The following is a 24830-nucleotide window of genomic DNA, read 5'->3' as shown; positions in this document are numbered from 1 at the left end:
TGAATTCCCTTGCCGCGTAAGGAAATCGGGTTATTGAGCGTCCCTTGTCACTCAGGTTTCGGCAGGGCCTGGCCCGTGGGTCGGGGCGCGGCGGTATCCGAGTCCGTTCGTTCGCTCGCAAGGCGGAGGGGCCTCCCGGTACCGGGGTTGTATCGGGAGGGCCGACAACGCAGCGAGCGGGCGAACGGGCCGGATAACGACCGGCCAGGCCCTAGAGGCGGAGGAAGGCCTTGAGCGCGTCAGGGTTGGCGAGGGCGTCGCGGGCGATCGCCTCCTCGGCGGGCACCCCCTTGAGGATCTTCTTGACGGGGACCTCGACTTTCTTGCCGCTGAGCGTGCGCGGGATCGCGGGCACCTGCCGCATCTCGTCGGGCAGGTGGCGCGGCGAGAGCTGCTCGCGGAGGGCGGCGTTGATGCGCCGGCGCAGGTCGTCGTCGAGTTCGGTCCCCTCGGAGCAGGCGACGTAGAGCAGCAGCCGGTCCTGGCCGGGATCGTCCAGGTGGACGACGAGCGAATCGGCCACCCCCTCGATCGCCTCGACCACGGCGTAGAACTCGGCGGTCCCCATGCGCACGCCGCCGCGGTTGAGGGTGGCGTCGCTGCGGCCCGAGATCACCGCGGACCCGCGGTCGGTGATGGTGATCCAGTCGCCGTGCCGCCAGATCCCGGGGAAGTCGGTGAGGTAGGTGTCGCGGTAGCGGTGCTTGAGCGGGTCGCCCCACAGCCCCACCGGCATCGAGGGCATCGGCGAGGCGATGACGAGCTCGCCTTCGCGTCCGATCCCGGGCCTTCCTTCGGGGTCGAAGGACTGCACGTCGGCGCCGAGGCACCGGCACGAGAGCTCGCCGCGCCAGACCGGGACGGTGGGCGCGCCGCCGACGAAGCCGGTGCACAGGTCGGTGCCGCCCGAAAGGGACTGGAGCTGCGCGGTCTCGCTGACCGCTTCGTACACGTAGTCGAAGCCGACGGCCGGGAGCGGCGCGCCGGTCGATCCGATGCCGCGGATGAGCGAGAGGTCGGCCTCTTCCATGGGTTTGACGCCCCTTGAGCGGCAGGCCATGAGGAACGGCGCGCTAGTCCCGAAGTAGGTGGTGCCGGACTCCTCGGCGAGCCGCCACATCCCGGCCGGGTCGGGCGCCCCGTCGAACATGACGATCCCCGCGCCCACGATCGGCGCCGACATGAGGTAGTTCCACATCATCCAGCCGGTCGTGGAGTACCAGAAGAAGCGGTCCCCCACGCCGAGGTCGTGGTGCAGCGAGTGCATCTTGGCGTGCTCGATCGCCATGCCGCCGTGGGAGTGCACGATCGCCTTCGGCAGGCCCGTCGTGCCCGAGGAGTACAGGATGTACAGCGGGTGGTCGAAGGTCAGAGGCTCGAACGAGACCCCTTCGTCATAGGCGCAGAAGCGGTCCCAGGTCTCGCCCTCGGGTTCGCCCGCGCCGAGGTACGGGAGGGTGATGAGCGAGCCGAGGCCTTCGAGGCCGCGCGCGACGCGGCGGACCTCGGCGGTGCGGTCGACGGTCTTGGGGCCGTACTTGTAGCCGTCCACGGCGACGAGGACCTTGGGCTCGATCTGCGCGAAGCGGTCGAGCACGGCCTTCGCCCCGAACTCCGGGGCGCAGCTGGAGAAGACCGCGCCGAGGCTCGCGGTGGCGAGCATGAGCGCGTAGGTCTCGGGGATGTTCGGCATCCAGGCCGCGACGCGGTCGCCGCGGCGCACACCGTGGGCGACGAGCCCGGCGCGGGCGCGGGCGACGGCCTCGCGCAGCTCGCCGAGGGTCCACTCGACCGGTGCGCGGGCGTCGGAGTAGGCGCGCACGAGCACGTCGTCCTCGTCCACGCCGGGCGCGGTGAGGACGGCGCGGGCGTAGTTGAAGGTCTCGTCGGGGAACCACACCGTGTCGGGCATGGTCTCGTCGGCGAGGACGCGGTGCTCGGGGACGGTCTTGCCGAGGCCGAAGTACTCCCAGACCGCGCCCCAGAACGGGCGCAGGTGCTCCACGGAGTACTGCCAGAGGGCCGGATAGCCGGTGAGGTCGCGCTCCTCGCGGCGGGACAGCCACTGGCCGAACCGCCCGATGTTCGTCGTCTCCACCGCGTCAGGCCGCGGCAGCCACAGCACCTCGTTGGTCACGTCCGCCTCCCGAATTCCACGACAGTGTGGTGCACAGCACTATCGTGTCACGAGGAAGCTTCGGCCCCGATTGCGGGGCCGCCCGTTTCGGCGGATTCGTCCCGCTATTCATGATCGCGGAGCTCGTCCTCGATGTAGCGCTCGCGGATGACGTAGAGGCCGCTGCAGAAGAGCAGCACGGTCAGCGCGGCGACGAACCCGAACGGCACCGACCACGAGCCGGTGAGGCCGTAGACCCAGCCGACCGCGAGCGGCCCGACCCCGGCGATGAGGTAGCCGCCGGACTGGGCGAACGAGGACAGCGCGCTCGTCCCGGCCGGCGTGCGGGCCCGGAGTCCGAAAAGAGTGAGCACCAGCGGGAACACCGAGGTGCCGATGCCGAACAGCGCCATCCACAGCCAGGTGAGCGCGCCGCCGCCGTCGATCCAGAGGCCGGCGATCGCGGGCGGGTAGCAGGCCATGAGGATGAGGAACACCGGGCGCGGGCCCCAGCGGACGGTGAGGATCGGGACGATGACCGAGACGGGGATCTGCACGATCGTGAGCAGCCCGAGCATCGACCCGGCGGCGGCGGCGGTCATGCCGTCGGCGGCGAGGATCGTGGTCGTCCAGCCCATGAGGATGTAGGCGATGGCCGACTGGCAGCCGAAGAGCAGCAGCATCATCCAGGCCAGGCGCGAGCGGCGCACGCCGTGGAGGCGGCCGATCGGCGCGACTCCCGCGGCGGCGGGCGCGGGCCGCCACAGCAGCCAGGGGACGATCGCGACCAGCGCGGGGACCGCCCAGACGGCCATCGCGATGCGCCAGTCCCCGGCGAGGTGGTCGATCGGGGCGGTGGCGGCGGCCGCGACGGCGGCCCCGGCCGCGAGCGTCGTCGAGTAGGCGGTGGTCATGAGCCCGATGCGGTTCGGGAAGTAGCGCTTGACGATCACGGGCACGGCGACGTTCCCGACCGCGCCGGCGGCGAGGGCCATGAGGCTGAACAGGAGGAACAGCGCGGTGCTCGGGGCCCAGGCGCGGGCGATCAGGCCGAGGCTCATCGTCAGGAGCGCGCCGGTGAGGAGGGCGCGGGGGCCGAAGCGGCGGGCGAGGCGCGGGGCGAGGGCGCCGAGGCCGGCGAAGGCGAGGACCGGGAGGGTGGTGAGCAGCCCGGCGACGGTCTCGGACATGCCGAGGCCGGTGCGCAGTTCGGCGAGGATCGCGCCGACGCTGGTGACGGCGGTGCGGAAGTTGAACGCGGCGAGGACGATCCCGGCGACCAGCACCCAGCCGACCGCGACCGCCGTGCGCGGCGGCAGGGGGTCCGCGATCTCGGCGTGCGGGGCGGGCGCGGGGTGCGCCGCGTCGTGGGCCTGCTGGTCTTCGATCGCGGTGGCGTCGGTCGTCGTCACGCGGACGGCTCCTTCCGGGCGGCGGGAGGCGGGCGGTGGTCCGGTGAGGGGCGGTAACCGTTATCCAAGAGTTCGCGGCACTCGTGGTGGACGCTGAGCTGCTGCGATAGGATTGAGGCAATTCATAGGATGAATTGACGGCCTGTCAACGGTATCGCGACGGCTGTCTGCTTTAATCCTCCTAGTGTTGGGAAACACGCACCCCCCATGGCGGCCCCCGCTGGCCATGGACGCTCCGGAGAGGTCAGGTCCGTCAGTGGCATTGCAGTCGACACGCAAGTCCGCCCTCGTCGATCAGGTGATCGAGCAGCTGCGCCAGCAGATCAGCGACGGCGAGTGGGGCCTCGGCTCGCGCATCCCCACCGAGAGCGAGCTCGCCGAGCTCCTCGGCGTCGGCCGCAACACCATCCGCGAAGGCGTGCGGGCCCTCGCCCACGCCGGCCTCCTCGAGATCCGCCAGGGCGCCGGGACCTTCGTCGTCGGCCGCAGCGAGGTCACCGCGGCCGTGCGCCGCCGCATCGCCGCCAGCCCCGCCTCCGACGCCATGGAGGTCCGCCGCGGCCTCGAGGTCGAGGCGGCGCGCCTCGCCGCCCACCGCCGCGACGAAGCCGACATCACCCGACTGCGCATCCTCCTCTCCGAACGCGAAGCGACGCACGAGGTCAACGACACCGAGTCGTTCATAGCGGCCGACATCGCCCTCCACCAGGCCGTCGCCGAAGCGAGCCACAACAAGCTCCTCGCCGAGCTGTACTCCGAACTCGCCGACTCCCTGCGCGAGACCGTCCGGGCCGGGCTCGGCCCGAACCTCGCCGAAGAGCCCCACATAGACCACTCGCGCGCCATCGAGGCGATCATCGCCGGGGACGCCGACCTCGCCGCCGCCGAGACCGCCGCGTATCTGCGGCTGCTCATCGACGACTGAGCGGCCCTCCCTCAGCGAGCCAACGGAGAAGCCGCTTGCAGAGGATAGAGTCGGTACGACCGCACGATCGATCCGAAGGAGTCCCCATGCGCCTGTCCGCCCGCGTCGACTACGCACTGCGGGCCGCCGTGGCCCTCGCCGGTTACGGGGAGCGGTGGGTCTCCGCCGAGCAGATCGCCGAGGACCAGGGCATCCCCCGCAAGTTCCTCGAATCGATCCTGCTCCAGCTGCGCCGCGGCGGCATCGCCACCTCCAAGCGCGGCTCCGAAGGCGGCCACCAGCTCGCGCGTCCGGGGACCGACATCAGCCTCGCCGACGTCATCCGCGCCGTCGACGGACCGCTCGTCGGCGTCCGCGGCGAACGCCCCGAGCAGATCGCCTACACCGGCACCGCCGCGGCCATGACGAACGTGTGGATCGCCCTGCGCGTCTCCGAACGCCAGATCCTCGAATCGGTCTCCCTCGCCGCCGTCGCCAACGACGACCTCCCCACCTCCGTCACCAAGCTCCTCGAGGACCCCGACGCCTGGGTCATCCGCGACTAGACGCGTCGGGCCGCCGCGGGAGCGGCGGCACTGGCAGAATCGGCTCGTGAAGTTCCCTGACTTGGGGGCCTGGTGGGACGGCGTGCTCCTGGGGGCTCGGAAGCGGTCCAATCTGGTGGACCACTCGTGGCGCGCCGGCGAGCGGTACGGCGAGGTGCACGGCGGGCAGCTGGCCGCCGCGATCTCCTACTACGCGTTCTTCGCGGCGTTCTCGATGTCGTTGCTGGCCTTGGCGATCTTCGGTTACCTGCTCAACTTCCCCGAGATCTACCGGTCCGTGGAGGACTGGCTCTCGACGAACCTGCCGGTGATCGACATCGGCGTGCTCGAGGACTCCCGCAAGTCGGTCACGATCTTCGCCTCGGTGGCGCTCGTCGTCGCCGGGGTCGCGTGGGTCCAGTCGGTGCGGGCCGCGATCCGGCAGATCTGGGGCCTCGACGCGCAGCCGGGGAACCCGTTCCTGCGGTGGGCGATCGACTTCCTGATCCTCATCGGCATCTCGACGCTGCTGCTCATCACGATCGGCGCGACCGCCGGCGCGGAATGGGTGCTCGCCTGGTTCGAACTCGACGAGGCCACCGGGAACGTGGCGACCGCGGTGCGGGCCGTCTCGGTCCTGGTGGGCCTCATCGCGAACGCCCTGCTCGCGATGGTCCTGCTCCAGGCCCTCCCCCGGGTCGTCATGCCCCTGCGGCGGGTCGTGTGGGCCTCGGTCGCCGTGGCGATCGGCATGGAGCTGCTCAAGACCGTGGGCCGCATCTACGTCCTCCACGTCTCCGACCGCCCGGCCTACCAGGCCGTCACCACGGCCGTCGGCCTCCTCGTCTTCCTCTACATCTTCAACGTCATGATGCTCCTCGCCGCCTCCTGGACGGCGACCTCCCTGCGCGGCAAGGCCATCGACCTCTACGAGCGCACCCCGATCCCCTACGAGCCCGGCCGCCTCCACAAACCCCAGTCGGACAAGTGAAACGGCCCGGACGCAGAGCGCCCGGGCCGTCCTATGCGGTTCGCGTTTACCAGTTCGCGGCGGCCTTGCGGCGGCGCAGCACGAACAGGACCGCACCGGCGACGAGCGCCGCGGCGGCCGCCGAGACGGTGATCGTCAGCGCGGAGCCGGTGACGGGAAGCTGGCCGGAGCCGCCGGTCCCGACGCTGAGCTTCGCGGTGTTGTTCCCGAGGTCGGCGTCGAGGGCCGGGTAGTCCGCTTCGCTCAGGCCGGGCCAGTTCTCCTCGAACTCGGAGAAGTCCCAACCGGTGGTGTCGAGGTTGGCGACGACCAGGCCGTCATCGGCCTTGGCGTTGTCGGCCACGACGACCGGCAGGTTGATCGAGACGGCCGCGCCCGCCGCCAGGTCGTCGTAGAACCAGCACTGGACGTCGAGGCGCTCGACGCCGTACACGGCCGGGTCGATCTCGCTCATCCAGTCGCTGCCCTCGGCCGCGACGCAGAAGTACCCGTCGCCGTAGATCACGCCTTCGTCGGTCTCGCCGATCGTGACGCCCGTGGGCAACTGGATGCTGACGGTGAAGTCGCCTTCGCCGCTGCCGGGGTGCCGCCGCGCGAAGGCGGCCGCGGGGCCGAGGTTCTCGACGGGGATGCTGATGCCCGTGCCGTCGACGGCCCGGTCCTCGACCGCCAGGTCGTAGAGGTGCTCGGTGGTCTCGATGGACATGACGCTCCAGTCCTCGGTGACCTCGCGCTCGGACTCGACGAACGCGAGCTCCTCGTCGGCGTCGAAGAACTCGATGCCCTCGCCGTAAGCGTCGCTCACGGCGTTGAACTGGGCGTGGTACTCGATCGGTCCGGGGGCGTCTTCGCTGACCGCGACCGTGATCGGGGTGGAGGGGTCGACCTCGTAGGTCACGCCCGGCTCAGGGTTGAAGTCGGGGAGGTGGCAGAGGACGCTGCCCCACTCGTTGACGCCGCAGTTGCTGTACTCGGCCGCGACGCTGAGGAACTCCTCGTCCGCGTAAGCCATGAAGTACATGCCCTCGTAGGCGTCCGATTCGTTGTTGGCGAAGGCGAACTCAGGATCGAGCACGCTGCCCGGTTCGACCTCGGTGTAGCTGGTGACCTCGACGTCGTACTCGGCGCCCCAGCCTCCCTCGTCCTCCGAGGTGAAGTTCCAGAGGTCGGAGACGTACTCGGTGTCGTACCCGTCGGCGGTGATGCTGATGGTGTACTCGACGTCCTCGCCGATCGCGATGGATCCGTCGGTGACCAGGGTGAAGCCGACCTCGGCCCCCCAGCTGGTGTCCACATAGTCGCAGACCAGGGCGGTGCCCTCGGAGACGCAGTTCTCGTCCTCGGTCGCGAGGATGATCCCGGACCCGGGCATGACGGAGAGCGTGGCGCGGAAGCTCGCTACGGTCTCGTCGCCTTCGAGCAGCGGGTTCGCGTAGAAGTGGCCGGCCTGCGGCTCGCCCGCGTGGGCACCGCCGGTGTACCAGCTTTCAGCGTCGGAGAAGGCGCCGGCCTGGAACTCGTAGGGGGCTTCTTCGGCGTGCGCCGGGGCCGCGATGGCGACGCCGAGTGCGGAGGCGGCCAGGGCCGCGGCGGCGGTGAGGGCCGCTGCCGCGACGCGTGCGGGACGCGGTCGGGGGGAGGTCATAGGACTCCTTGGTCGATGGTGCTTCTCGGGGTGAGAGCCGGGCATCCTCCGTCCCGGCGTCGACTACACGCCCCAACCGCCTCACTGGTGCCATCGATTTAGGACTCTTTACCGAAGTGATACCGATGATTCGGGCAAGTGAGACGGCCCGGGCGCTTCGCGCCCGGGCCGTTCCTTATGCAGTCGGCGGTCAGGCGGTGGCGCAGACCTGGCCGTTCATGAGGAACATGCCGGGGTCGTGCGGGTCACCGGTGCCCTGGTAGCCGATCTGCTTGGTGTGGCCCGGCTTGAGGGGGAAGTTCCAGAAGGCCGGGTCGGCGGCCATGGCGTCGCCGTCGATGGCGATGGCGCCGCCCCAGTCGTATTCGACGGTGGTGACGCCGCCGGACTTCCAGGCGAGGTCGAACTCGTCGATCGCGGCGTCGCCGGTGTTGGTGATCTTGATCTGGACGACGAAGCCGTCGCCCCAGTCGGCGGCCACCGTGTAGTCGACCTCGCAGGACGCGGTCGCGTACGGCGCGGCGGCGGTGTCGCGGCCCGGGCCGGAGACGACGGTCTCGAGCTCGGGGGCCGCCATGTCGTAGCCGATGAAGTAGCTCGGCCACGGCGGCTGGTTGTAGGAGACGTTCTGCCAGGACACGGCGAGGCGGTACTGCGGGTCGTTCATCAGCGTCGGCAGGGCGTGGTCGGACGCGATCGTGGTGGTGAACAGGCGCACGCCGTCGTTGGACTCCTTGCGCAGGATCACCTCCTCGCGCCAGTCGCCGAGCAGGTCGCCGGTGAGGACCGCGTTGCCCTTGGTGCCGTTGCTGGTGTCGACGCCCTCGGGGGTGAAGATCTCCTCCTGGGTGCCCGTCTCGTGGTCCCACTCCGCGATGTACGGGTAGATCGGGACGTAGTCGGGCTCGTTGAACTCGTGGTCGAAGATCTCGCGGCCGAGGTCGCCGTCCCACCAGACCATCGAGTTCGCCGACGGGATGGCAGTGCCGATGAGGGTGCCGTCGGCGGCGTGCAGCGCGCCCTCGCGGGCGTTCCACGCGCCGGTGGTCGAGACGGCCCAGCACTCGGCGCCCGCGTGGTTCGGGTCGATGTCGCCGCAGGTGCCGCGGCCGGTGTCCTTGGTGCCCGGGATGGACCACAGGACTTCGGCGGTGTCGGCGTCGCGGAACGCGCCGGCCTTGTTGCCCGAGCACGACATGCACTCGAACGGGCTGAAGATCTCCAGGCCCTCGTTGGAGGGGTCGAAGTCGGAGACGTGCAGCGCGTCGCCGTGACCGAGGCCGGTCGAGTACAGGGGCGTCCCGTCGTCGTTGATCGTCATGGCGCCGAACACGATCTCGTCGCGCCCGTCGTCGTCGACGTCGGCGATGGACATCTGGTGGTTGCCCTGGCCCGCGTACTTCCCGCCCCAGCGGTCGGAGCTGAAGTTCCACAGCTGCGGGAGGTTGTCGCCGTCCCAGTTCCAGGCGGTGATCTCGGTCTTGGCGTAGATGCCGCGGTTGGTGATCAGGGACGGGTGCACGCCGTCGAGGTAGGCGACGGCGAGCATGAGGCGGTCGCCGCGGTTGCCGTAGCAGTCGCCCCACGAGCAGATGTCGCCGCGCGCGGGCGCCCAGTCGGCGGTCTCCATGGCGGCGCCGGTCTGCCCGTTGAAGATCGTCAGGAACTCGGGGCCCTTGAGGACGCGGCCGTCGGTGCCGCGGTGGTCGGCGGCGGCGTCGCCGATGACGTGGCCCTCGCCGTCGACGGTGCCGTCGGCGGTCTTGAGCGCGACTTCGGCCTTGCCGTCGGAGTCGAGGTCATAGGCGACGAGCTGCGTGTAGTGCGCCCCGGCCCGGATGTTCCTGCCGAGGTCGATGCGCCACAGGCGTTCGCCGCTGAGGGTGTACGCGTCGACGTAGACGTTGCCGGTGTAGCCGCTGCGGGAGTTGTCCTTGGAGTTGGACGGGTCCCACTTCTGGATGATCTCGTAGACGCCGTCGCCGTCCACGTCGGCCACGGTCGCGTCGTTCGGCGCGTACGTGTACGCGACGCCGTCGGGGGTCGTGCCGCCTTCGGGTCGCTCCATGTCGATGTCGATGTACTGGTCGTCCCAGACCTCGAAGGCCTTGGTGTAACCGGTCTCGACGCCTTCGGCGACGGTGGCGACCCAGTACGTCGAGTTCGCGGTGCCGCCCTGGTCGGTGAGGTTGGTCAGCCGGGTCGGCTCGGGCGTGATGAGCCGGCCGTCGCGGTAGACGTTGAACGCCAGGCCTTCCGGGTCGAGCGCGAGGCTGCGCCAGCTCAGGAAGTTCCCGCCTTCGACGCTGACGGCGACGGGGGCGCGGTCGAGGCTCTCGATCTGCTCGGCGCATTCGGCGCACGGCTCGTCGGGGCCTTCGCCCCCGCCGCCGGGGACGTCGCCGATGCGGGTGAGTTCGAGGCCGTTCAGGTGGCCGGTCTGGCCGGAGATGTTGACGTTGAGCTGGCCGTCTTCGACGGTGATGCCCTCGAAGTCCTTGGTGAGGATCGCTTTCGAGGCGGCGTTGGCCGCGCCGTAGTCGACGCCTTCGAACTTGACGTTCGCGCGGGCCGAGCCGACGTAGTCGCCGGTGATGACGCGGGCGGTGTAGAGGCCGTCCGCGACGTCGACGGCGAAGTCGTAGGAGCCGCCGAACCAGGCCACGAAGTCGCTGCCGACCGGGTCGGTGGTGACGCCGCGGTCGCGGTCGATCGCGGTGGACATGTCGGTGGTGAAGCCGTAGCCGCGTTCGGCGCTGTAGGCGGTGCCGCGGTTGACCTCGGTGTAGCCGGGGGCCACGGTCTGCGAGGCCGGGCCGAAGTCGTACTTGAAGCCGGCGGTGGCGGTGGTGACGGTGAGGGACGCGGACTTCTCGCCCTCGCCCTTGCCGTTGACGCCCGCGACGGCGAACTCGTAGGCCGTGTCCTCCTTGAGGCCGGAGACGCGGCCGACGCCCACCGTGGCGGTGGAGCCGAGGCGCCATTCAGCACCGGGTTCGCGCACGAAGACGCGGTAGATGTCGGCGGCGTCGGCGGCGTCCCAGTTGAGGGTCACGCTGGCGTTGGCGACGGTGGCGGCTTTGAGGCCGGTCGGCGCGGCCGGCACCGAGGCCGGGGGCGCGACGTCGACGACGTGCTCGCTCAAGGGGAGTCCGAGGGTGGCGGTCTCCTCGGCGACGAGGCGGGCCATCTGGATGGCGCCGTACTCCTGGAAGTGCGTGTCGTCGGCGGTGCCGTTGGGCCGGTTCGGGTAGACCCCGGCCGGGACGTGCAGGAACACCGACTTGGCTTCCTCGGGGCCGATCTCGTCGAGGTAGGCGCGGGAGGAGGCCGAGAGGTCGACCATGGCGACGCCGGTCTCCTCGTGGAGCTCGTAGACCTTGTTCACGTAGTCGCCGAAGGACACGTTGAACTTGCCGGTCTCGGCGTTGAAGCTGCGGCGCGAGACGGGGGTGACGAGCACCGGGACGGCGCCCTTCTCGATCGCGCCGGCGATGTAGTGGTCGCGCAGGTACATCTTGTAGTCGTCGGGCGAGGTGTACCGCTCAGGGACGGAGGCGGTGGCGTCGTTGTGCCCGAACTGGACGAACAGGTAGTCGCCCGGCTGGATCTCGTTCAGGATCGCGTCGAGGCGGCCCTGCTCGATGAAGGAGCGCGAGGAGCGGCCGCCGATCGCGTGGTTCTCTACGCGCACGTTCTCGTCGAAGTAGCGGTCGATCACCTGGCCCCATCCGGCCTGCGGCTCCCAGTAGGGGTCGTAGGTCTGGACGGTGGAGTCCGAGGCGAGGTAGACGGTGATCCCGTCGTCCTGGGCTTGTGAGGGGGCGCCCGCGGTGAGGACGCCCGCGAGCGCGGTGGCCCCGGCCGCCAGCACCGCTAGGGTGCGGCGCCACCGGGGGGCCGGAGGAGGAGCTGTGGGCCTCATGGTCACTTCCGTAGTGAGAGGAGGAGGGTGCCGCCGGGCAAGGGACCGAATCGCGGCGAATCATGCGGATATGAATCGTTTCAATTCGACAGTCGATTGCGGGGTAAGCGTTTACTACCAAGGGGACCGTACCGAGTGGAACTTGAAAAGTCAATACATGTCAATACGTGTTGGGGCGACGGTGAGAGTCGCGGGCCCGCGGCGCCCGTGAGGGGGGCGCCGCGGGCTCGCCGGTGCGGGTCAGCGGACGTGGGGGCCGATGGTGCCGCCGAGGGCCTTCGCGCCCTCGGAGACCAGGCGGGCCATCTGGGTCGCGCCGTACTCGTGGAAGTGCGTGGAGTCGGCGAGGCCGTTCGGGTAGTTCGGGTACTCCCCGACCGCGAGGTGCATGAAGACCTCGGCCTGGGCCTTGGCGGGGGTGATCAGGTTGAGGTAGGCGCGCGAGCGCGCGCCGAGGTCGATGAAGCGCACGCCGGTCTCGGCGACCAGCTCGCGGACCTTCGCGCCGTAGGCGGCGAACGACTCGTTGAACTGGCCGGTCGAGGTGTTGTAGTCGAGCCGGTTGACCGGGGTGAGCAGCACCGGGATCGCGCCCTTGGCGGTGGCCCCGGCCATGTAGTGGTCGCGCAGGTACATCTTGTAGTCGTCGGGCGAGGTGTACCGCTCGGGGTTGCCGGTGCTGGCGTCGTTGTGCCCGAACTGGACGAAGAGGTAGTCGCCGGGCTGGATCGCGTTGAGGATCGTGGTGAGCCGGCCCTGCTCGATGAAGGAGCGCGAGGAGCGGCCGCCGATGGCGTGGTTGGCGATGCGCGTGTTGGCGTCCATGAAGACGCCGAGCTTCTGGCCCCAGCCGGTCATCGGGTACGCCGAGGAGTTGTAGGTCTGGGCGGTGGAGTCGGAGGCGATGTAGATCGTCGGGTTGCCGGAGGCGGGCGCGGCGTCGGCGGGGACGGGCTTCCACTGCTGGTTCTGGCCGCCGCCGTTGTCGTACTGGGACAGGCGCGAGCCCAGGGCGATGTTCCACTCCCAGACGTCGAGGGCCTTGCCGGAGTTGCGGTTGACGAAGCGGAGCCAGGTGCCGTCGTCGATGATCCGCCACTGCTGGTTGGCGCCGCCGTTGGCCGTCCACTGGACGATGTCGGCGCCGTTGGCGGTGGACTTGGCGTAGACGTCGAGGGCGAGGCCGGAGTGGCGCGCCTCGATGCGGTAGTAGCCGCCGCCCGCGTCGACGAAGCGGAACTGCTGGGCGGCGGCGTAACTGCGCTGGCGCTGGACGAGCTTGGCGCCGTTGGCGGTCGAGGCGCCGTCGATCTCGAGGGCGAGGCCGTTGTAGCGGCTCTGGAGCACGTACCAGGTGCCGGTGGTGAAGGCGGCGCTCGCGGTGCCCGCGCCGAGGAGGCCGCCCGTGGCGGCGCCCGCGCCGAGCCCGGCGAGGAGGCCGAGGGAGCGGCGGGAGAGTTTGGCGCCGAAGGGGTTCGGGTGGTCCGACGGGTGGGTCATGTCTGCTCCTTCGAAGAAGGGCACGCGGCGGTGAAACGATTCAGAATCGCGCGGTTCGCGGGTCCCGGTGAAGGACCTCGAGCGGTGCCGGGTGCGCCAAAGGCTTTCACATACTTATACATTTCGATGTGTTTTGGAGCATCGTAGCCCTTAGGCAAACGTTCGCACAAGAGCCGCGGCGGCGGGCCGCTACTACCTGAGGCCGACTGCCATCCCTAACCCCCACCCACCCAGGGGACCGTTGGGCTCCACATTGGCGCGGGGGTCTGACAAGACAGCGGTTTCGCGCGGGCGGCAGTGGCGCGAGTCTCGCCTCAGGCCGGCAGCAGCGGTGCGAGCCTCGCCCGCGCCGCAGCGAGGTCGATACCCTGGGCCGCGACCCAGTCGTCGTCGAAGTAGGTGCCGCCGTACCGCTGCCCCGAGTCGCACAGCAGGGTCACGATGCTCCCGCCGCGCCCGGCCTCGCGCATCTCCGCAATGATCGCGAGCGCCGCCACGAGGTTGGTGCCGGTCGAGCCGCCGAGGCGCCGCCCCAGCCGCGCCGAGGCCCAGCGCGCGCACGCGATCGACTCGGCGTCGTCCACTTTCACCATGCGGTCCACGAGTTCGGGGATGAACGACGGCTCCACTGCGGGTCGCCCGATCCCCTCGATCCGCGAGCCGCGCTCAGCGGTCGCCCCGGGGTCGCCTTCGCGCCACCCGTCGAAGAACGCCGAGTGCTCGGGATCGACCACGCACAGGCTGGTGGCGTGCTTGCGGAACCGCACGTACCGCCCGATGGTCGCCGAGGTGCCGCCCGTCCCCGCGCCGACCACGATCCAGGCCGGCACCGGGTGCCGCTCGAGCCGCATCTGCTCGAACACGCTCTCGGCGATGTTGTTGTTCCCACGCCAGTCGGTGGCCCGCTCGGCGTAGGTGAACTGGTCCATGAAGTGCCCGCCGGTCTCGGCGGCGAGCCGTTCGGCCTCGGCGCAGACCTCGCCGGCCTCGCGCACCAGGTGCGCCTTGCCGCCGTACGACTCGATGAGCGCGATCTTCGCGGCGCTCGTCGACTCCGGCATCACGGCGGTGAACGGCAGCCCGAGCATGCGCGCGAAGTACGCCTCGCTCACCGCGGTCGAGCCGCTGGAGGCCTCGATGACCGGCGTGCCCTCGTCGATCCAGCCGTTGCAGATGGCGTAGAGGAACAGTGAGCGCGCGAGCCGGTGCTTGAGCGACCCGGTGGGGTGGGTCGACTCGTCCTTGAGGTAGAGGTCGACCCCCCACTCGGCGGGCAGCGGGAAGGGCAGCAGGTGCGTGTCGGCCGAGCGGTTCGCGTCGGCTTCCACCGCGGTGATCGCCCAGTTGGTCCACTGCCGCGGGCGGGAGCGGTCGACGGAGCGCATTCAGTCCCCCTGCTCGTACGGGACGGGCTGGGGCCGGTCCTCCCACTTGGTCGAGAGGGTGATGGTGGTGCGGGTCTGCGCCACGCCGGGAATCGCGCCGACGCGGTGGATGAGCCGTTCGAGATCGCCCATCTTGGGCACCCGGACCTTGAGCTGATAGCACTCGACGCCGGCGAGGAAATAGCACGACTCGATCTGCGGAATGGCGCGCAGGCGTTCGCAGATGTCGTGATGGTCGGCGGCGTTGTCGGGGATGATGCCGATGAGCGCGGTGATGCCGAGCCCTATGGCCTCGGAGTCGATGACGGCGCGGTAGCCGGCGATGACGCCGTTCTTCTCCAGTTTGGTGACGCGGTCCTGCACCGAGGGCGCGGTGAGACCGACCCTCCGCGCCAGTTCGGCGTAGGAGGTACGCCCGTCGGTGCGCAGAAGGTTCACGATGGTCTGGTCGATCTCGTCCACTTGTCGAGGATAACCAGAGTTGCCACTTGCGCCCTGTGCCTACCTCATACCCGCGTACTCCTAGAGCGTCAGATTCAGCCCAGAGCGTCGTTGCCATACGCGTGGTACTTTCAGGCAATACCTACCAGCCGAAAGTATGTCCAAGAACTCATGGCAGGTTTGACTGAATAGTGGTGTAATGGGTTTAACGCACGAAGTGAGTCTTCATCACGGGGAGGAAGAAATCATGGAGACCGAGGACCGCCTACTCACACCAGGCGAAGTGGCCACACTGTTCCGAGTCGATCCCAAGACCGTGACACGCTGGGCCGCCGCAGGCCGGATCGGGAGCATACGCACACCGGGCGGGCACCGTCGGTTCCGCGAGTCGGAAGTGCGGGCCCTGCTCGAGGGTGATTCCGGAGCCCAGGCCACCTTTGAGTCCGGCAGTGCCCAGTTAGCGGCAGTGCCCTGCTAGCCCAGCCGTAACGCGCGGCCGCCTCAGCGACCGCGATTCCGTGAACTGAACGATCGTCCGGCACAAGCCGGTCCCGCGCAGCGCCCCACGTCCGCACACGGCCGAGGAAGGACGCGCCCGGTACCGGCTTTTCGCATGCCTGGACCGGACGCCGCGGAACTTTCGAGCCCGCGCCACCACCTGCATGAGCAGGAGGGGGCGCGGGCTTTTCGCCGCCCGGGCATGATCATTTCCAATGTGGAGTGGATTTGTTCCATTGAGGGCATTTGTTCACTTTCTGAAGTCGGGCTAATACCGTGAGTCGCCATACTTGCCACCAATGGGAAAATCTGGATTCTCCGGTATCGAGACCCTTGACATCACAGCGAGACATAGGCAAACTTCGATGTGAAGTTTGGGAGCGCTTCCGTGACCACCCGGTACTCGCGGAGCCGCCCTGCAGAGCGGCTGGAGTGCGAGCGCGGCGACGCCGCGCCTGCCAGCCGCCGTCAACGCCCGACGATCAAGGGAAGGCACATGACACTCAACCGAAGGAAGCAGCGCCTAGGCGCACTCGCCGCGGCGGCGCTCGCCGCCGCCGCGGTCAGCACCGTCGCGCTCAACAGCGCCGGTGCGCAGGAACAGCCTGACGACGCCGGCATCGCCCAGGCGAAGGTCGACAACCCCTACGAGGGCGCGCAGGTCTATGTCAACCCGCTGTGGTCCGCAAACGCCGCGGCCGAGCCCGGCGGCGCGGCCATCGCCGACGAGGCGACCGGCGTGTGGCTCGACCGCATCAGCGCCATCGAGGGCAACGACTCCCCCACGACCGGCGGCATGGGCCTCAAGGACCACCTCGACGAGGCCCTCACCCAGGGTGCCGACGTCATCCAGTTCGTCATCTACAACCTGCCCGGCCGCGACTGCGCCGCCCTCGCCTCCAACGGCGAGCTCAAGGCCGACGAGATCGACCGCTACAAGAGCGAGTACATCGACCCGATCGCGGCGATCCAGGGCGACCCGGCATACGCGGGCCTGCGGATCGTCAACGTCATCGAGGTCGACTCGCTGCCGAACCTCGTCACCAACGTCTCGCCGCGGGCCACCGCGACCCCGAACTGCGACACGATGAAGGCCAACGGCAACTACATCGACGGCGTCTCGTACGCGGCGGCCGAGCTCGGCGCGCTGTCGAACACGTACAACTACCTCGACGTCGGCCACCACGGCTGGATCGGGTGGACGAACGACGACCCGCAGTACGACAACTTCCACGCCTCGGCCGCGCTGTACGGCGACCTCATCGGCATGAACGGCATGACGGCCGACCACGTGCACGGCTTCATCACCAACACGGCGAACTACTCGCCGCTCGAGGAGCCGCACTGGGAGGTCGACCAGGTGGTCGGCGGCAAGCCGATCAACCAGAACGGCGACGTCAAGTGGGTCGACTGGAACGCCTACAACGGCGAGATCGACTTCTCGACGGCGTTCCGCGACGAGCTGGTCGCGAACGGCTTCAACTCGAACATCGGCATGCTGATCGACACCAGCCGCAACGGCTGGGGCGGCCCGGACCGGCCGACCGGTCCGTCCGCGTCGACCAACCCGGTCACCTTCGTGGATGAGTCGCGCATCGACCAGCGCCACAACAAGGGCAACTGGTGCAACCAGGCCGGCGCGGGCCTCGGCGAGCGGCCGACGGTCGCGCCCGAGGCGGGGATCGACGCCTACGTGTGGATCAAGCCCCCGGGCGAGTCGGACGGCGCGTCGGAGCCGATCGACAACGACGAGGGTAAGGGCTTCGACCAGATGTGCGACCCAGCGTACGAGGGCAACATCCGCAACGGGTTCAACCTGAGTGGGGCGCGGGGCGAGATGCCGCTCTCCGGCCACTGGTCGAGCGAGCAGTTCGCCGAGCTGCTGGCGAACGCCTACCCGCCGGTGAACTGACGGGCTCGGCAACTCGGCGAACCGAGAGGCACAGCGCCGAGCTGCTGGCCGCCGCAGGCGGTCCCGCCGGTGAACTGACGGGCTCGGCAGCTCGGCGAACCGAGAGGCACAGCGCCGAGCTGCTGGCGAACGCCTACCCGCCGGTGAACTGACGGGCTCGGCAGCTCGGCGAACCGAGAGGCACAGTGCCGAGCTGCTGGCCGCCGCAGGCGGTCCCCGCCGGTGAACTGACGGGCTCGGCAGCTCGGCGAACCGAGAGGCACAGCGCCGAGCTGCTGGCCGCCGCAGGCGGTCCCCGCCGGTGCACGACCATTTCGTCTGTCCGGTAGGTAGAGGGCGAACCGGCACTTCGCCCGTATGAAGACGGCGGGGCCGCGCGTGGCGCGCGGCCCCGCCGTCGCGCGTCCACGATGCGGACGCGCCGGGCGGTTGTGCGCCGGAGTTTTTCTAAGGGACCTGTCCGGTTCTCGCGGGAGCGTTTTCACTGATTCAAGCGCTTGCCGATCTGGCGAACGCCTTCGAAAGCGTTGGCCAATCGGTTTCGGAGCGTGAATTTTCCTGGTGGACCTCTTGACAGTCCATCAATATATCGGAGATTATCAATGCACATCTTGGGAGCGCTTCCCTGGATGGGCACCCGTTCCGGGCCGCGTGACGTGGCCAATCAACCCCGAAGGAAATCGAAACATGCAACTTTCTCGAAGGAGAAGGAGACTCGCGCTCACGAGCGTCGCCGTCGGCGCGCTGGCCGCGACGGGTCTGACCTTCGCTTCGGCGAACCAGGCACTCGCCGAAGAGGGCTGCGAAGTCGACTACAACGTGGTCAGCTCGTGGGGCGGCGGCTTCCAGGCCAACGTCGTCATCACCGCGGACGAGCCGATCAACGGCTGGGAGATCAAGTGGAACTTCCCGGCCGGCACCACCGTCTCCAACGCGTGGAACGTCGGGTGGACCCAGAGCGGGACCGGCTTCACCGGCAAGGACGTCGGCTGGAACGCCAGCATCGGCTCCGGCCAGAGCCGCGAGGTCTTCGGCTTCATCGGGAGCGGGTCCTCTGCGACTCCGGGCCAGTTCACGGTGAACGGCGACGTCTGCAACGGCCCGTCGAACCCGACCACCCCGCCGACCGAGACGCCGACCGAGACCCCCACTGAGGACCCGGGCGGCGGCGACAAGGTCGACAACCCCTATGCGGGCGCCCAAGCCTACGTCAACCCGATCTGGTCCGCGAACGCCGCGGCCGAGCCGGGCGGCGCCGCGATCGCCGACCAGCCGACCGGCGTCTGGATCGACCGCCGCTCCGCGATCTACGGCAACGGCTCCCCCACCACCGGCAGCATGGGCATCGAGGACCACCTCGACGAAGCCCTCGCCCAGGGCGCCGACGTCATCCAGTTCGTCATCTACAACCTGCCCGGCCGCGACTGCGCCGCCCTCGCCTCCAACGGCGAGCTGGCGGCGGACCAGATCGACGTCTACAAGAGCGAGTACATCGACCCGATCGTCGACATCATGGGCCAGGCGAAGTACGCCGACCTCAGGATCGTCAACGTGATCGAGGTCGACTCCCTGCCGAACCTCGTGACCAACGTGACGCCCCGCGCCACCAGGACCGACAACTGCGACGTGATGAAGCAGAACGGCAACTACGAGGACGGCATCTCCTACGCCGTGTCCGAGCTGGGCTCGCTGTCGAACACGTACAACTACCTCGACGTCGGCCACCACGGCTGGATCGGGTGGACCAACGACGACCCGCAGTACGACAACTTCCACGCCTCGGCCGCGCTGTACGGCGACCTCATCGGCATGAACGGCATGACCGCCGACGACGTCCACGGCTTCATCACCAACACCGCCAACTTCTCGGTGCTGGAGGAGCCCTACTGGGAGGTCAACCAGAACGTGGGCGGCAAGCCGATCAACCAGAACGGCGACGTCAAGTGGGTCGACTGGAACGCCTACAACGGCGAGATCGACTTCGCCACGGCACTCCGTGAAGAGCTGATCGACAACGGCTTCAACTCGAACATCGGCATGCTGATCGACACCAGCCGCAACGGCTGGGGCGGCGACTACCGTCCGACCGGCCCGTCGACCTCGAACGACCCGATCACCTTCGTGGACGAGTCCCGCATCGACCAGCGCTACAACAAGGGCAACTGGTGCAACCAGGCCGGTGCCGGCCTCGGCGAGCGCCCGACCGTCTCGCCCGAGCCGGGCATCGACGCCTACGTCTGGATCAAGCCCCCGGGCGAGTCCGACGGCTCCTCGCAGTTCATCGACAACGACGAGGGCAAGGGCTTCGACGAGATGTGCGACCCCGACTACCAGGGCAACATCCGCAACGGCAACAACCCCTCCGGTTCTCGCGACAACATGCCGCTCTCGGGCCACTGGTCCTCTGAGCAGTTCGCCGAACTCCTGGAGAACGCCTACCCGCCGGTGAACTAAGGCGGAACGACGGGCCCGGCCCACCGGGAGGCGGTGAGCCGGGCCCCCCAGACCAGATCCTCGGTTCCTTCCGGTGACCGGGCCCCGCGGGACGGCGGGGCCCGGTCGCATCTGTTCGGAGGAACGGACGCGACCGCGCGCGTAGGCGGATCGTGAAGGCCGCGATACGTTTGCGCGCCTCAAGCGGCCAGAGCGGTGCCGATCCCCTTCAGGAAGGAGTCGACGATGCGCTCGACCGTGTCGGGCTGCTGCACGTCGGCGTACTGCCCGTACACGTAGATCGTCAGCAGCGGGCTGATGAACATGGCGACGGCCAGGTGCAGGTCGAGGTCGGGCCGGGCCTCGCCGCGCTCGACCCAGTACGCGAAGGTGTCGCGCACGAACTTGCGGCGGTGCTCGACGAGGCGGTGGTGGTGGCGCTGGTAGTCGGGGTCGTTCGCGGCGAGCATCATGCACTTGAAGACCTTCATGTCCCGCGCTCCTACGGTGCGGGTCATGGTGTGCGCCAAGTGGATCAGGTCGTCCCGGAACGAGGTGCGGGGCATGTCGGTCGGGAGCGGGGCCTTGACGCTCTCCATGGCCGCGGCGATGATCTCGCCTTTGGCCGACCAGCGCCGGTAGATGGAGGCCTTGGAGACGCCGGAGCGCTCCGCGATGGCCTCCACGCTGACCTCGGTGACGTTCTCGTACTCGGCGATGAGGTCGAGGGCGGCCTCCAGGATGGCCTGGCTGACCGCCTCGCTGCGGGGCCGGCCCTTGTTGGGGGCCGGGGCCGCGGCGCCGTCGGGGGCAGTGCCGCCGGCGGCGCTCGGGGCGCTGTCCGGGGCGGCATGGTCCGGGACGGTCGGCGTCTCGCTGAGCTCGGGAGGCATGGCCCGATTCTCCCCTAGGCCTCTATGAGCGCGGCCTCGGCGGCCTGCTCAGGGGTCTCGGTCTCGCGGCGCTGCCGACCGGGGAAGTAGAGCGCGATGATGACCAGGCCCACGAGGGCGACGCCGATCGCCGCGAACGCGGTGATGTGCAGGGCCTCGATGAAGGAGCTGTCGGCCGCGCCGGTGACGGCTGCGGCGGCGTCGGCCGGGATGGCGCCGCTCTCGAGGGCGCCGTACGTGGCGGCGTAGGACTCGCGGGCGGCGTCGGGCAGCTGCGGGGCGGCGTCGCCGATGCGGGACTGGTAGGCCTGGGCCATGACGGTGCCGAGCACGGCGACGCCGAGCGCGCCGCCGACCTGGCGGAGCGTGTTGGCGAGTGCAGAGCCGACGCCGGCCTTCTCCTTGGGCACCGAGGACATCAGCGTGTTCATCGCGGGCGGCATGAGGTTGGCCATGCCGGCGCCGGTGATGAGGAAGAGGACGATGACGACCCACACGGGGGTGTCGGCCTCGAAGACGAGCGCGGTGACCGTGAAGTTGGTGATGACCAGGAGCATGGCGACGATGCCGACGGTCTTGGCGCCGAACCGCTGCACGAGGGTGTTCGAGAGCGGGGCGAAGACGAGCATCGAGGCGCCGAACGGCAGGAACAGCAGACCGGTCTCCAGCGGGGTGTAGCCCTTGAGGAGCTGGAGGTAGAAGGTCATGAAGAACATCAGGCCCATCATCCCGAAGAAGGTGAGGGTGATGATGGCCGAGGAGGCCGAGAACCGGGTGTTCTTGAAGAGGTTCATGTCGAGCGAGGCGTGCGGGATGCGCTTCTCCCACAGGACGAAGCCGACGAGGACGATCACGCCGAGCGCGATGGTGCCCCAGACTTCGACGCCGGACCAGGAGCCGGTGTCGCCGGCTTCGATGATGCCGTAGGTGAGGCTGACGAGGCCGACCATGGACAGGGCCATGCCGACGAAGTCGGCCTTGGCCTGGCTGCCCTTGGACTCGGGGGCGAGGATGAGGACGGCGACGATGCCGAAGACGACGATGGGGACGTTGATGAGGAAGACCGAGCCCCACCAGAACTGCTCGAGGAGCGCGCCGCCGACGATCGGGCCGATGGCGCCGCCGATGCCGACCGCGCCGGTCCAGATGCCGAGGGCCTTGGGGAACTCCTTGGCGGAGAAGACGTTGCGCAGCAGCGACAGGGTGGAGGGCATCATGATCGCGGCGCCGGCGCCCATGAGCGCGCGGTACCAGATGAGCTGGTCGGGCGTGGTGGAGTAGGCGGAGAGCAGCGAGGCGACGCCGAAGACGACGAGGCCGCCGATGAGCATGCGCTTGCGGCCGATGCGGTCGCCGATGATGCCGGCCGCGAAGAGGAGTCCGGCGAAGACGAGGGTGTAGGAGTTGATCATCCAGGCGAGGTCGCTCTGGCTGGCGCCGACGCCTTCGTTCGGCGGGGCGGCCAGGGTCTTCATCGCGACGTTCAGGACGGTGTTGTCGAGGACGACGACGATGAGGCTGATGACCAGGACGCCGAGGATGGCCCACCGGCGGGGGTGGCCTTGGTCCTCGACCTCGGGGGTCGGTTCGGAACGGGTGTCGCTCACAGGGTTTCCGTTTCTGTGGATCAGGGATTCAGTGCATCTGGGCGATGTCTCGCCGCGGCGCCGACCGCGGCTCGCGCGCGGCGGGCTCGGCCCGGGGCGCGCCGGTGTTCGACCGGCGGGGTTGTCGGACCCCGCTCGTATCGTGGTGTTGCCTCGAGCCTACGCCTTTTCGAAACGATACGGTACCGTATCGTAATGTACCTCACAGGTGCAGGGCCCGCCGTCACTAGGACGAAGTAGAGCCCGGGAATGTGACCGCGGGCAGGTGGTTGAATGAACTCCGTGGCACCCAAGTTCCCGTACGAAGACCTGCAGGCGTTCCTGGCCGCCCTCGAAGCCGACGGCGACCTCAAGCGCGTCAAAGCCGAGGTCGACCCGCACCTCGAGATCTCCGAGATCACGCAGCGGGTGATCCGCGAGGACGGCCCGGCCCTGCTCTTCGAGAACCCGGCCGGCAGCCACATCCCCGTGGCGATCAACCTCTTCGGCACCGAGGCGCGCATGGCCAAGGCCCTCGGCGTCGACTCCCTCAACGAGATCGGCGACCGCATCGGCGCCCTCGCCAAGCCCGAGCTGCCGGTCGGCTGGTCGGGCATCCGCGACGGCCTCGGCAAGCTCATGCAGCTCAAGTCCGTACCGCCCAAGAAGATCCGCAAGGCCCCGTGCCAAGAGGTGGTCTTCACCGGCGACGACGTCGACCTCGACATGCTCCCCGGCCTCCAGGTCTGGCCCGGCGACGGCGGCGTCTTCCACAACTTCGGGCTCACCCACACCAAGCACCCCGAGACCGGCAAGCGCAACGTCGGCCTCTACCGGCTCCAGCAGCACACCGAGCGCTCGATCGGCCTCCACTGGCAGATCCACAAGAACTCGACCTCGCACTACGCCGAAGCCGAGAAGCGCGGCGAGCGGCTGCCCGTGGCGATCGCGATCGGCCCGGACCCGGTGATGGCGTACGCCGCGACCGCGCCGCTCCCGCCGGACATCGACGAATACCTGTTCGCGGGCTTCCTGCGCGGCGAGCGCGTCGAGATGGTCGACTGCCTCACCGTCCCGCTCCAGGTCCCGGCGAACTCGCAGATCGTGCTCGAGGGCTGGGCCGAGCCGGGCGAGCGCCTGCCCGAGGGGCCGTTCGGCGACCACACCGGGTTCTACACGCCCGTGGAGCCGTTCCCGGTCATGCACGTCGAGGCGATGACCATGCGGCAGAACCCGATCTACCACACGATCATCACCTCGGCCCCGCCCCAGGAGGACCACGGGCTGGGCAAGGCGACCGAGCGGATCTTCCTGCCGCTCGTCAAGATCATGATCCCCGAGATCGTCGACTACGACATGCCGGCGGCGGGGGTCTTCCACAACTGCGTGATCGTCTCGATCGACAAGAAGTTCCCTAAGCAGGCGCAGAAGGTCATGAGCGCGATCTGGGGCCTGCAGATGATGAGCCTGACGAAGCTCATCGTCGTGGTGGACGCCGACTGCGACGTGCACGACTACCGCGAGGTCGCCTGGCGCGCACTGGGCAATGTGGACTACTCGCGGGACCTGCTGCTCACCGAGGGCCCGGTCGACCACCTCGACCACGCCTCCTACCACCAGTTCTGGGGCGGCAAGGCCGGCATCGACGCGACCGCGAAGTGGCCCGAGGAGGGCTACACGCGCGGTTGGCCCGAGGCGATGCAGATGAGCTCGGCGGTCAAAGCGTCCGTCGACCGCCGCTGGAAAGAGTACGGACTTGACTGAGACCCTCGCCCCCAAACCCAACCACGTCAAGGACTTCCTGAAGCTCGTCGCCTTCGAGCACTCGGTGTTCGCCCTGCCCTTCGCGTACCTCTCCACCCTGACGGTCATGACGCTGGAGGACGCCTTCAGCTGGTGGGTCCTGGTCCTCGTCACCATCGCGATGGTGAGCGCCAGAACCCTGGCGATGGCGGCGAACCGCATCATCGACAGGAAGATCGACGCCAAGAACCCGCGCACCGCGAAGCGCGAACTCGTAACCGGCAAAGTCTCGCTGAAGACCGCCTACATCGGCTGCGCGGTCAGCCTCGTGGCCCTCCTCGCCTCCGCCGCGCTCCTCAACCCGTTGTGCCTGATACTGAGCCCGCTCGCCGTAGCACCGCTCATCATCTACCCGTATGCGAAACGCTTCACGAACTACCCGCACGCGATCCTGGGCCTGGCCCAGATGGTCGCCCCGGTGGGCGCGTGGCTCGCGGTGACCGGCACCTTCGAAGGCTCGGCCCCGTCGATCGTCCTCGGTGCGGCCGTTGGACTCTGGATCGGCGGCTTCGACCTCATCTACGCCTGCCAGGACATCGACATCGACCGCGAGATCGGCGTCCACTCCACCCCGGCCCGCTGGGGCGTCAAGGCCGCTCTCCACGCTTCCACCGTGACCCACGTCATCGCCTGGGGAGCCTTCGCCTGGTTCGGCGCCTTGACCGGCTTCGGCTGGATCTACTGGACCGGCCTCGCAGTGGTCGCGATCGCCCTCGCCTACGAGCACGCGGTCGTGAAGCCCAACGACCTCTCGAAGGTCAACCGTGCCTTCTTCACCGCCAACGGCTTCGTGGCAGTGGCCCTCTTCGCCTTCGCCCTGGTCGACCTCCTCCTCCGCTGA

At 69.0% G+C, this 24830-nt stretch carries 17 protein-coding genes; 8 read left to right on the top strand and 9 right to left on the bottom strand.

Annotated features, from left to right (window positions below):
- Positions 1-211: 211 nt before the first annotated feature.
- Positions 212-2137 carry an acetoacetate--CoA ligase gene (locus tag AB0K52_RS17275; protein WP_363532907.1) on the bottom strand — a complete coding sequence of 642 codons (1926 nt, stop codon included), beginning with the start codon at positions 2135-2137 and terminating at the stop codon, positions 212-214.
- A gap of 104 nt (positions 2138-2241) precedes the next feature.
- Positions 2242-3528: an MFS transporter gene (locus AB0K52_RS17270; protein WP_363532904.1), complete on the bottom strand. Its 1287-nt coding sequence runs from the start codon at positions 3526-3528 to the stop codon at positions 2242-2244.
- 256 nt (positions 3529-3784) lie between these two features.
- Here AB0K52_RS17270 and AB0K52_RS17265 point away from each other — a divergent pair, with 256 nt between their 5' ends.
- The 3 genes from AB0K52_RS17265 (at position 3785) to AB0K52_RS17255 (ending at position 5968) form a co-directional block, all read left to right on the top strand.
- Positions 3785-4453: a FadR/GntR family transcriptional regulator gene (locus AB0K52_RS17265; protein ID WP_208497014.1), complete on the top strand. Its 669-nt coding sequence runs from the start codon at positions 3785-3787 to the stop codon at positions 4451-4453.
- 86 nt (positions 4454-4539) lie between these two features.
- Positions 4540-4998 (top strand): Rrf2 family transcriptional regulator, encoded by a 459-nt coding sequence (locus tag AB0K52_RS17260; protein ID WP_363532901.1) that lies wholly within the window; start codon positions 4540-4542, stop codon positions 4996-4998.
- Between the two features lie 46 nt (positions 4999-5044).
- Positions 5045-5968, top strand: a complete 924-nt coding sequence (locus AB0K52_RS17255) for a YihY/virulence factor BrkB family protein (RefSeq protein WP_363532898.1) — start codon at positions 5045-5047, stop codon at positions 5966-5968.
- Between the two features lie 46 nt (positions 5969-6014).
- On the opposite strand, the gene AB0K52_RS17250 is transcribed toward AB0K52_RS17255, so the two are convergent.
- The 5 genes from AB0K52_RS17250 to AB0K52_RS17230 all read right to left on the bottom strand — a co-directional run bounded on the left by AB0K52_RS17250 (position 6015) and on the right by AB0K52_RS17230 (position 14885).
- The gene (locus AB0K52_RS17250; RefSeq protein ID WP_363532895.1) at positions 6015-7613 is read right to left on the bottom strand and encodes an LPXTG cell wall anchor domain-containing protein; all 1599 of its coding nucleotides are present in this window, start codon (positions 7611-7613) and stop codon (positions 6015-6017) included.
- A gap of 190 nt (positions 7614-7803) precedes the next feature.
- Positions 7804-11538, bottom strand: a complete 3735-nt coding sequence (locus tag AB0K52_RS17245; protein WP_363532893.1) for a cellulose binding domain-containing protein — start codon at positions 11536-11538, stop codon at positions 7804-7806.
- Between the two features lie 240 nt (positions 11539-11778).
- Complete coding sequence (locus AB0K52_RS17240; protein ID WP_363532890.1) at positions 11779-13038, bottom strand: RICIN domain-containing protein; 1260 nt, start codon at positions 13036-13038, stop codon at positions 11779-11781.
- A gap of 314 nt (positions 13039-13352) precedes the next feature.
- Positions 13353-14423, bottom strand: coding sequence for a PLP-dependent cysteine synthase family protein (locus tag AB0K52_RS17235; protein ID WP_363532887.1), 1071 nt, complete (start codon positions 14421-14423; stop codon positions 13353-13355).
- Positions 14424-14885: an Lrp/AsnC family transcriptional regulator gene (locus tag AB0K52_RS17230; protein WP_363532885.1), complete on the bottom strand. Its 462-nt coding sequence runs from the start codon at positions 14883-14885 to the stop codon at positions 14424-14426. It lies immediately after the preceding gene.
- Between the two features lie 226 nt (positions 14886-15111).
- Between AB0K52_RS17230 and AB0K52_RS17225 the strand changes: the two genes are divergently transcribed.
- From AB0K52_RS17225 to AB0K52_RS17215, 3 genes are all read left to right on the top strand, one after another.
- Positions 15112-15342, top strand: a complete 231-nt coding sequence (locus tag AB0K52_RS17225) for a BldC family transcriptional regulator (protein ID WP_363532882.1) — start codon at positions 15112-15114, stop codon at positions 15340-15342.
- Between the two features lie 516 nt (positions 15343-15858).
- Complete coding sequence (locus tag AB0K52_RS17220; RefSeq protein ID WP_363532880.1) at positions 15859-17274, top strand: glycoside hydrolase family 6 protein; 1416 nt, start codon at positions 15859-15861, stop codon at positions 17272-17274.
- Between the two features lie 687 nt (positions 17275-17961).
- Positions 17962-19728, top strand: coding sequence for a glycoside hydrolase family 6 protein (locus tag AB0K52_RS17215; RefSeq protein WP_363532877.1), 1767 nt, complete (start codon positions 17962-17964; stop codon positions 19726-19728).
- Between the two features lie 179 nt (positions 19729-19907).
- On the opposite strand, the gene AB0K52_RS17210 is transcribed toward AB0K52_RS17215, so the two are convergent.
- Together AB0K52_RS17210 and AB0K52_RS17205 are read right to left on the bottom strand one after the other, a co-directional pair.
- A complete protein-coding gene (locus tag AB0K52_RS17210) occupies positions 19908-20600 on the bottom strand; it encodes a TetR/AcrR family transcriptional regulator (protein WP_363532874.1) in 693 nt (230 codons plus the stop codon).
- 14 nt (positions 20601-20614) lie between these two features.
- Positions 20615-22207, bottom strand: a complete 1593-nt coding sequence (locus tag AB0K52_RS17205) for an MFS transporter (RefSeq protein WP_363532871.1) — start codon at positions 22205-22207, stop codon at positions 20615-20617.
- Between the two features lie 273 nt (positions 22208-22480).
- On the opposite strand from AB0K52_RS17205, the gene AB0K52_RS17200 reads away from it, so the two are divergent.
- Positions 22481-23950, top strand: coding sequence for a menaquinone biosynthesis decarboxylase (locus AB0K52_RS17200; RefSeq protein WP_363532868.1), 1470 nt, complete (start codon positions 22481-22483; stop codon positions 23948-23950).
- Positions 23943-24830, top strand: coding sequence for a menaquinone biosynthesis prenyltransferase MqnP (gene mqnP / locus AB0K52_RS17195; RefSeq protein ID WP_363532865.1), 888 nt, complete (start codon positions 23943-23945; stop codon positions 24828-24830). Before AB0K52_RS17200 ends, mqnP begins: the two co-directional genes overlap by 8 nt.

The organism is Glycomyces sp. NPDC049804 (assembly GCF_040674615.1).
GTDB lineage: Bacteria > Actinomycetota > Actinomycetes > Mycobacteriales > Micromonosporaceae > Glycomyces > Glycomyces niveus.
This window is presented reverse-complemented; position numbering and strand designations above follow the sequence as displayed.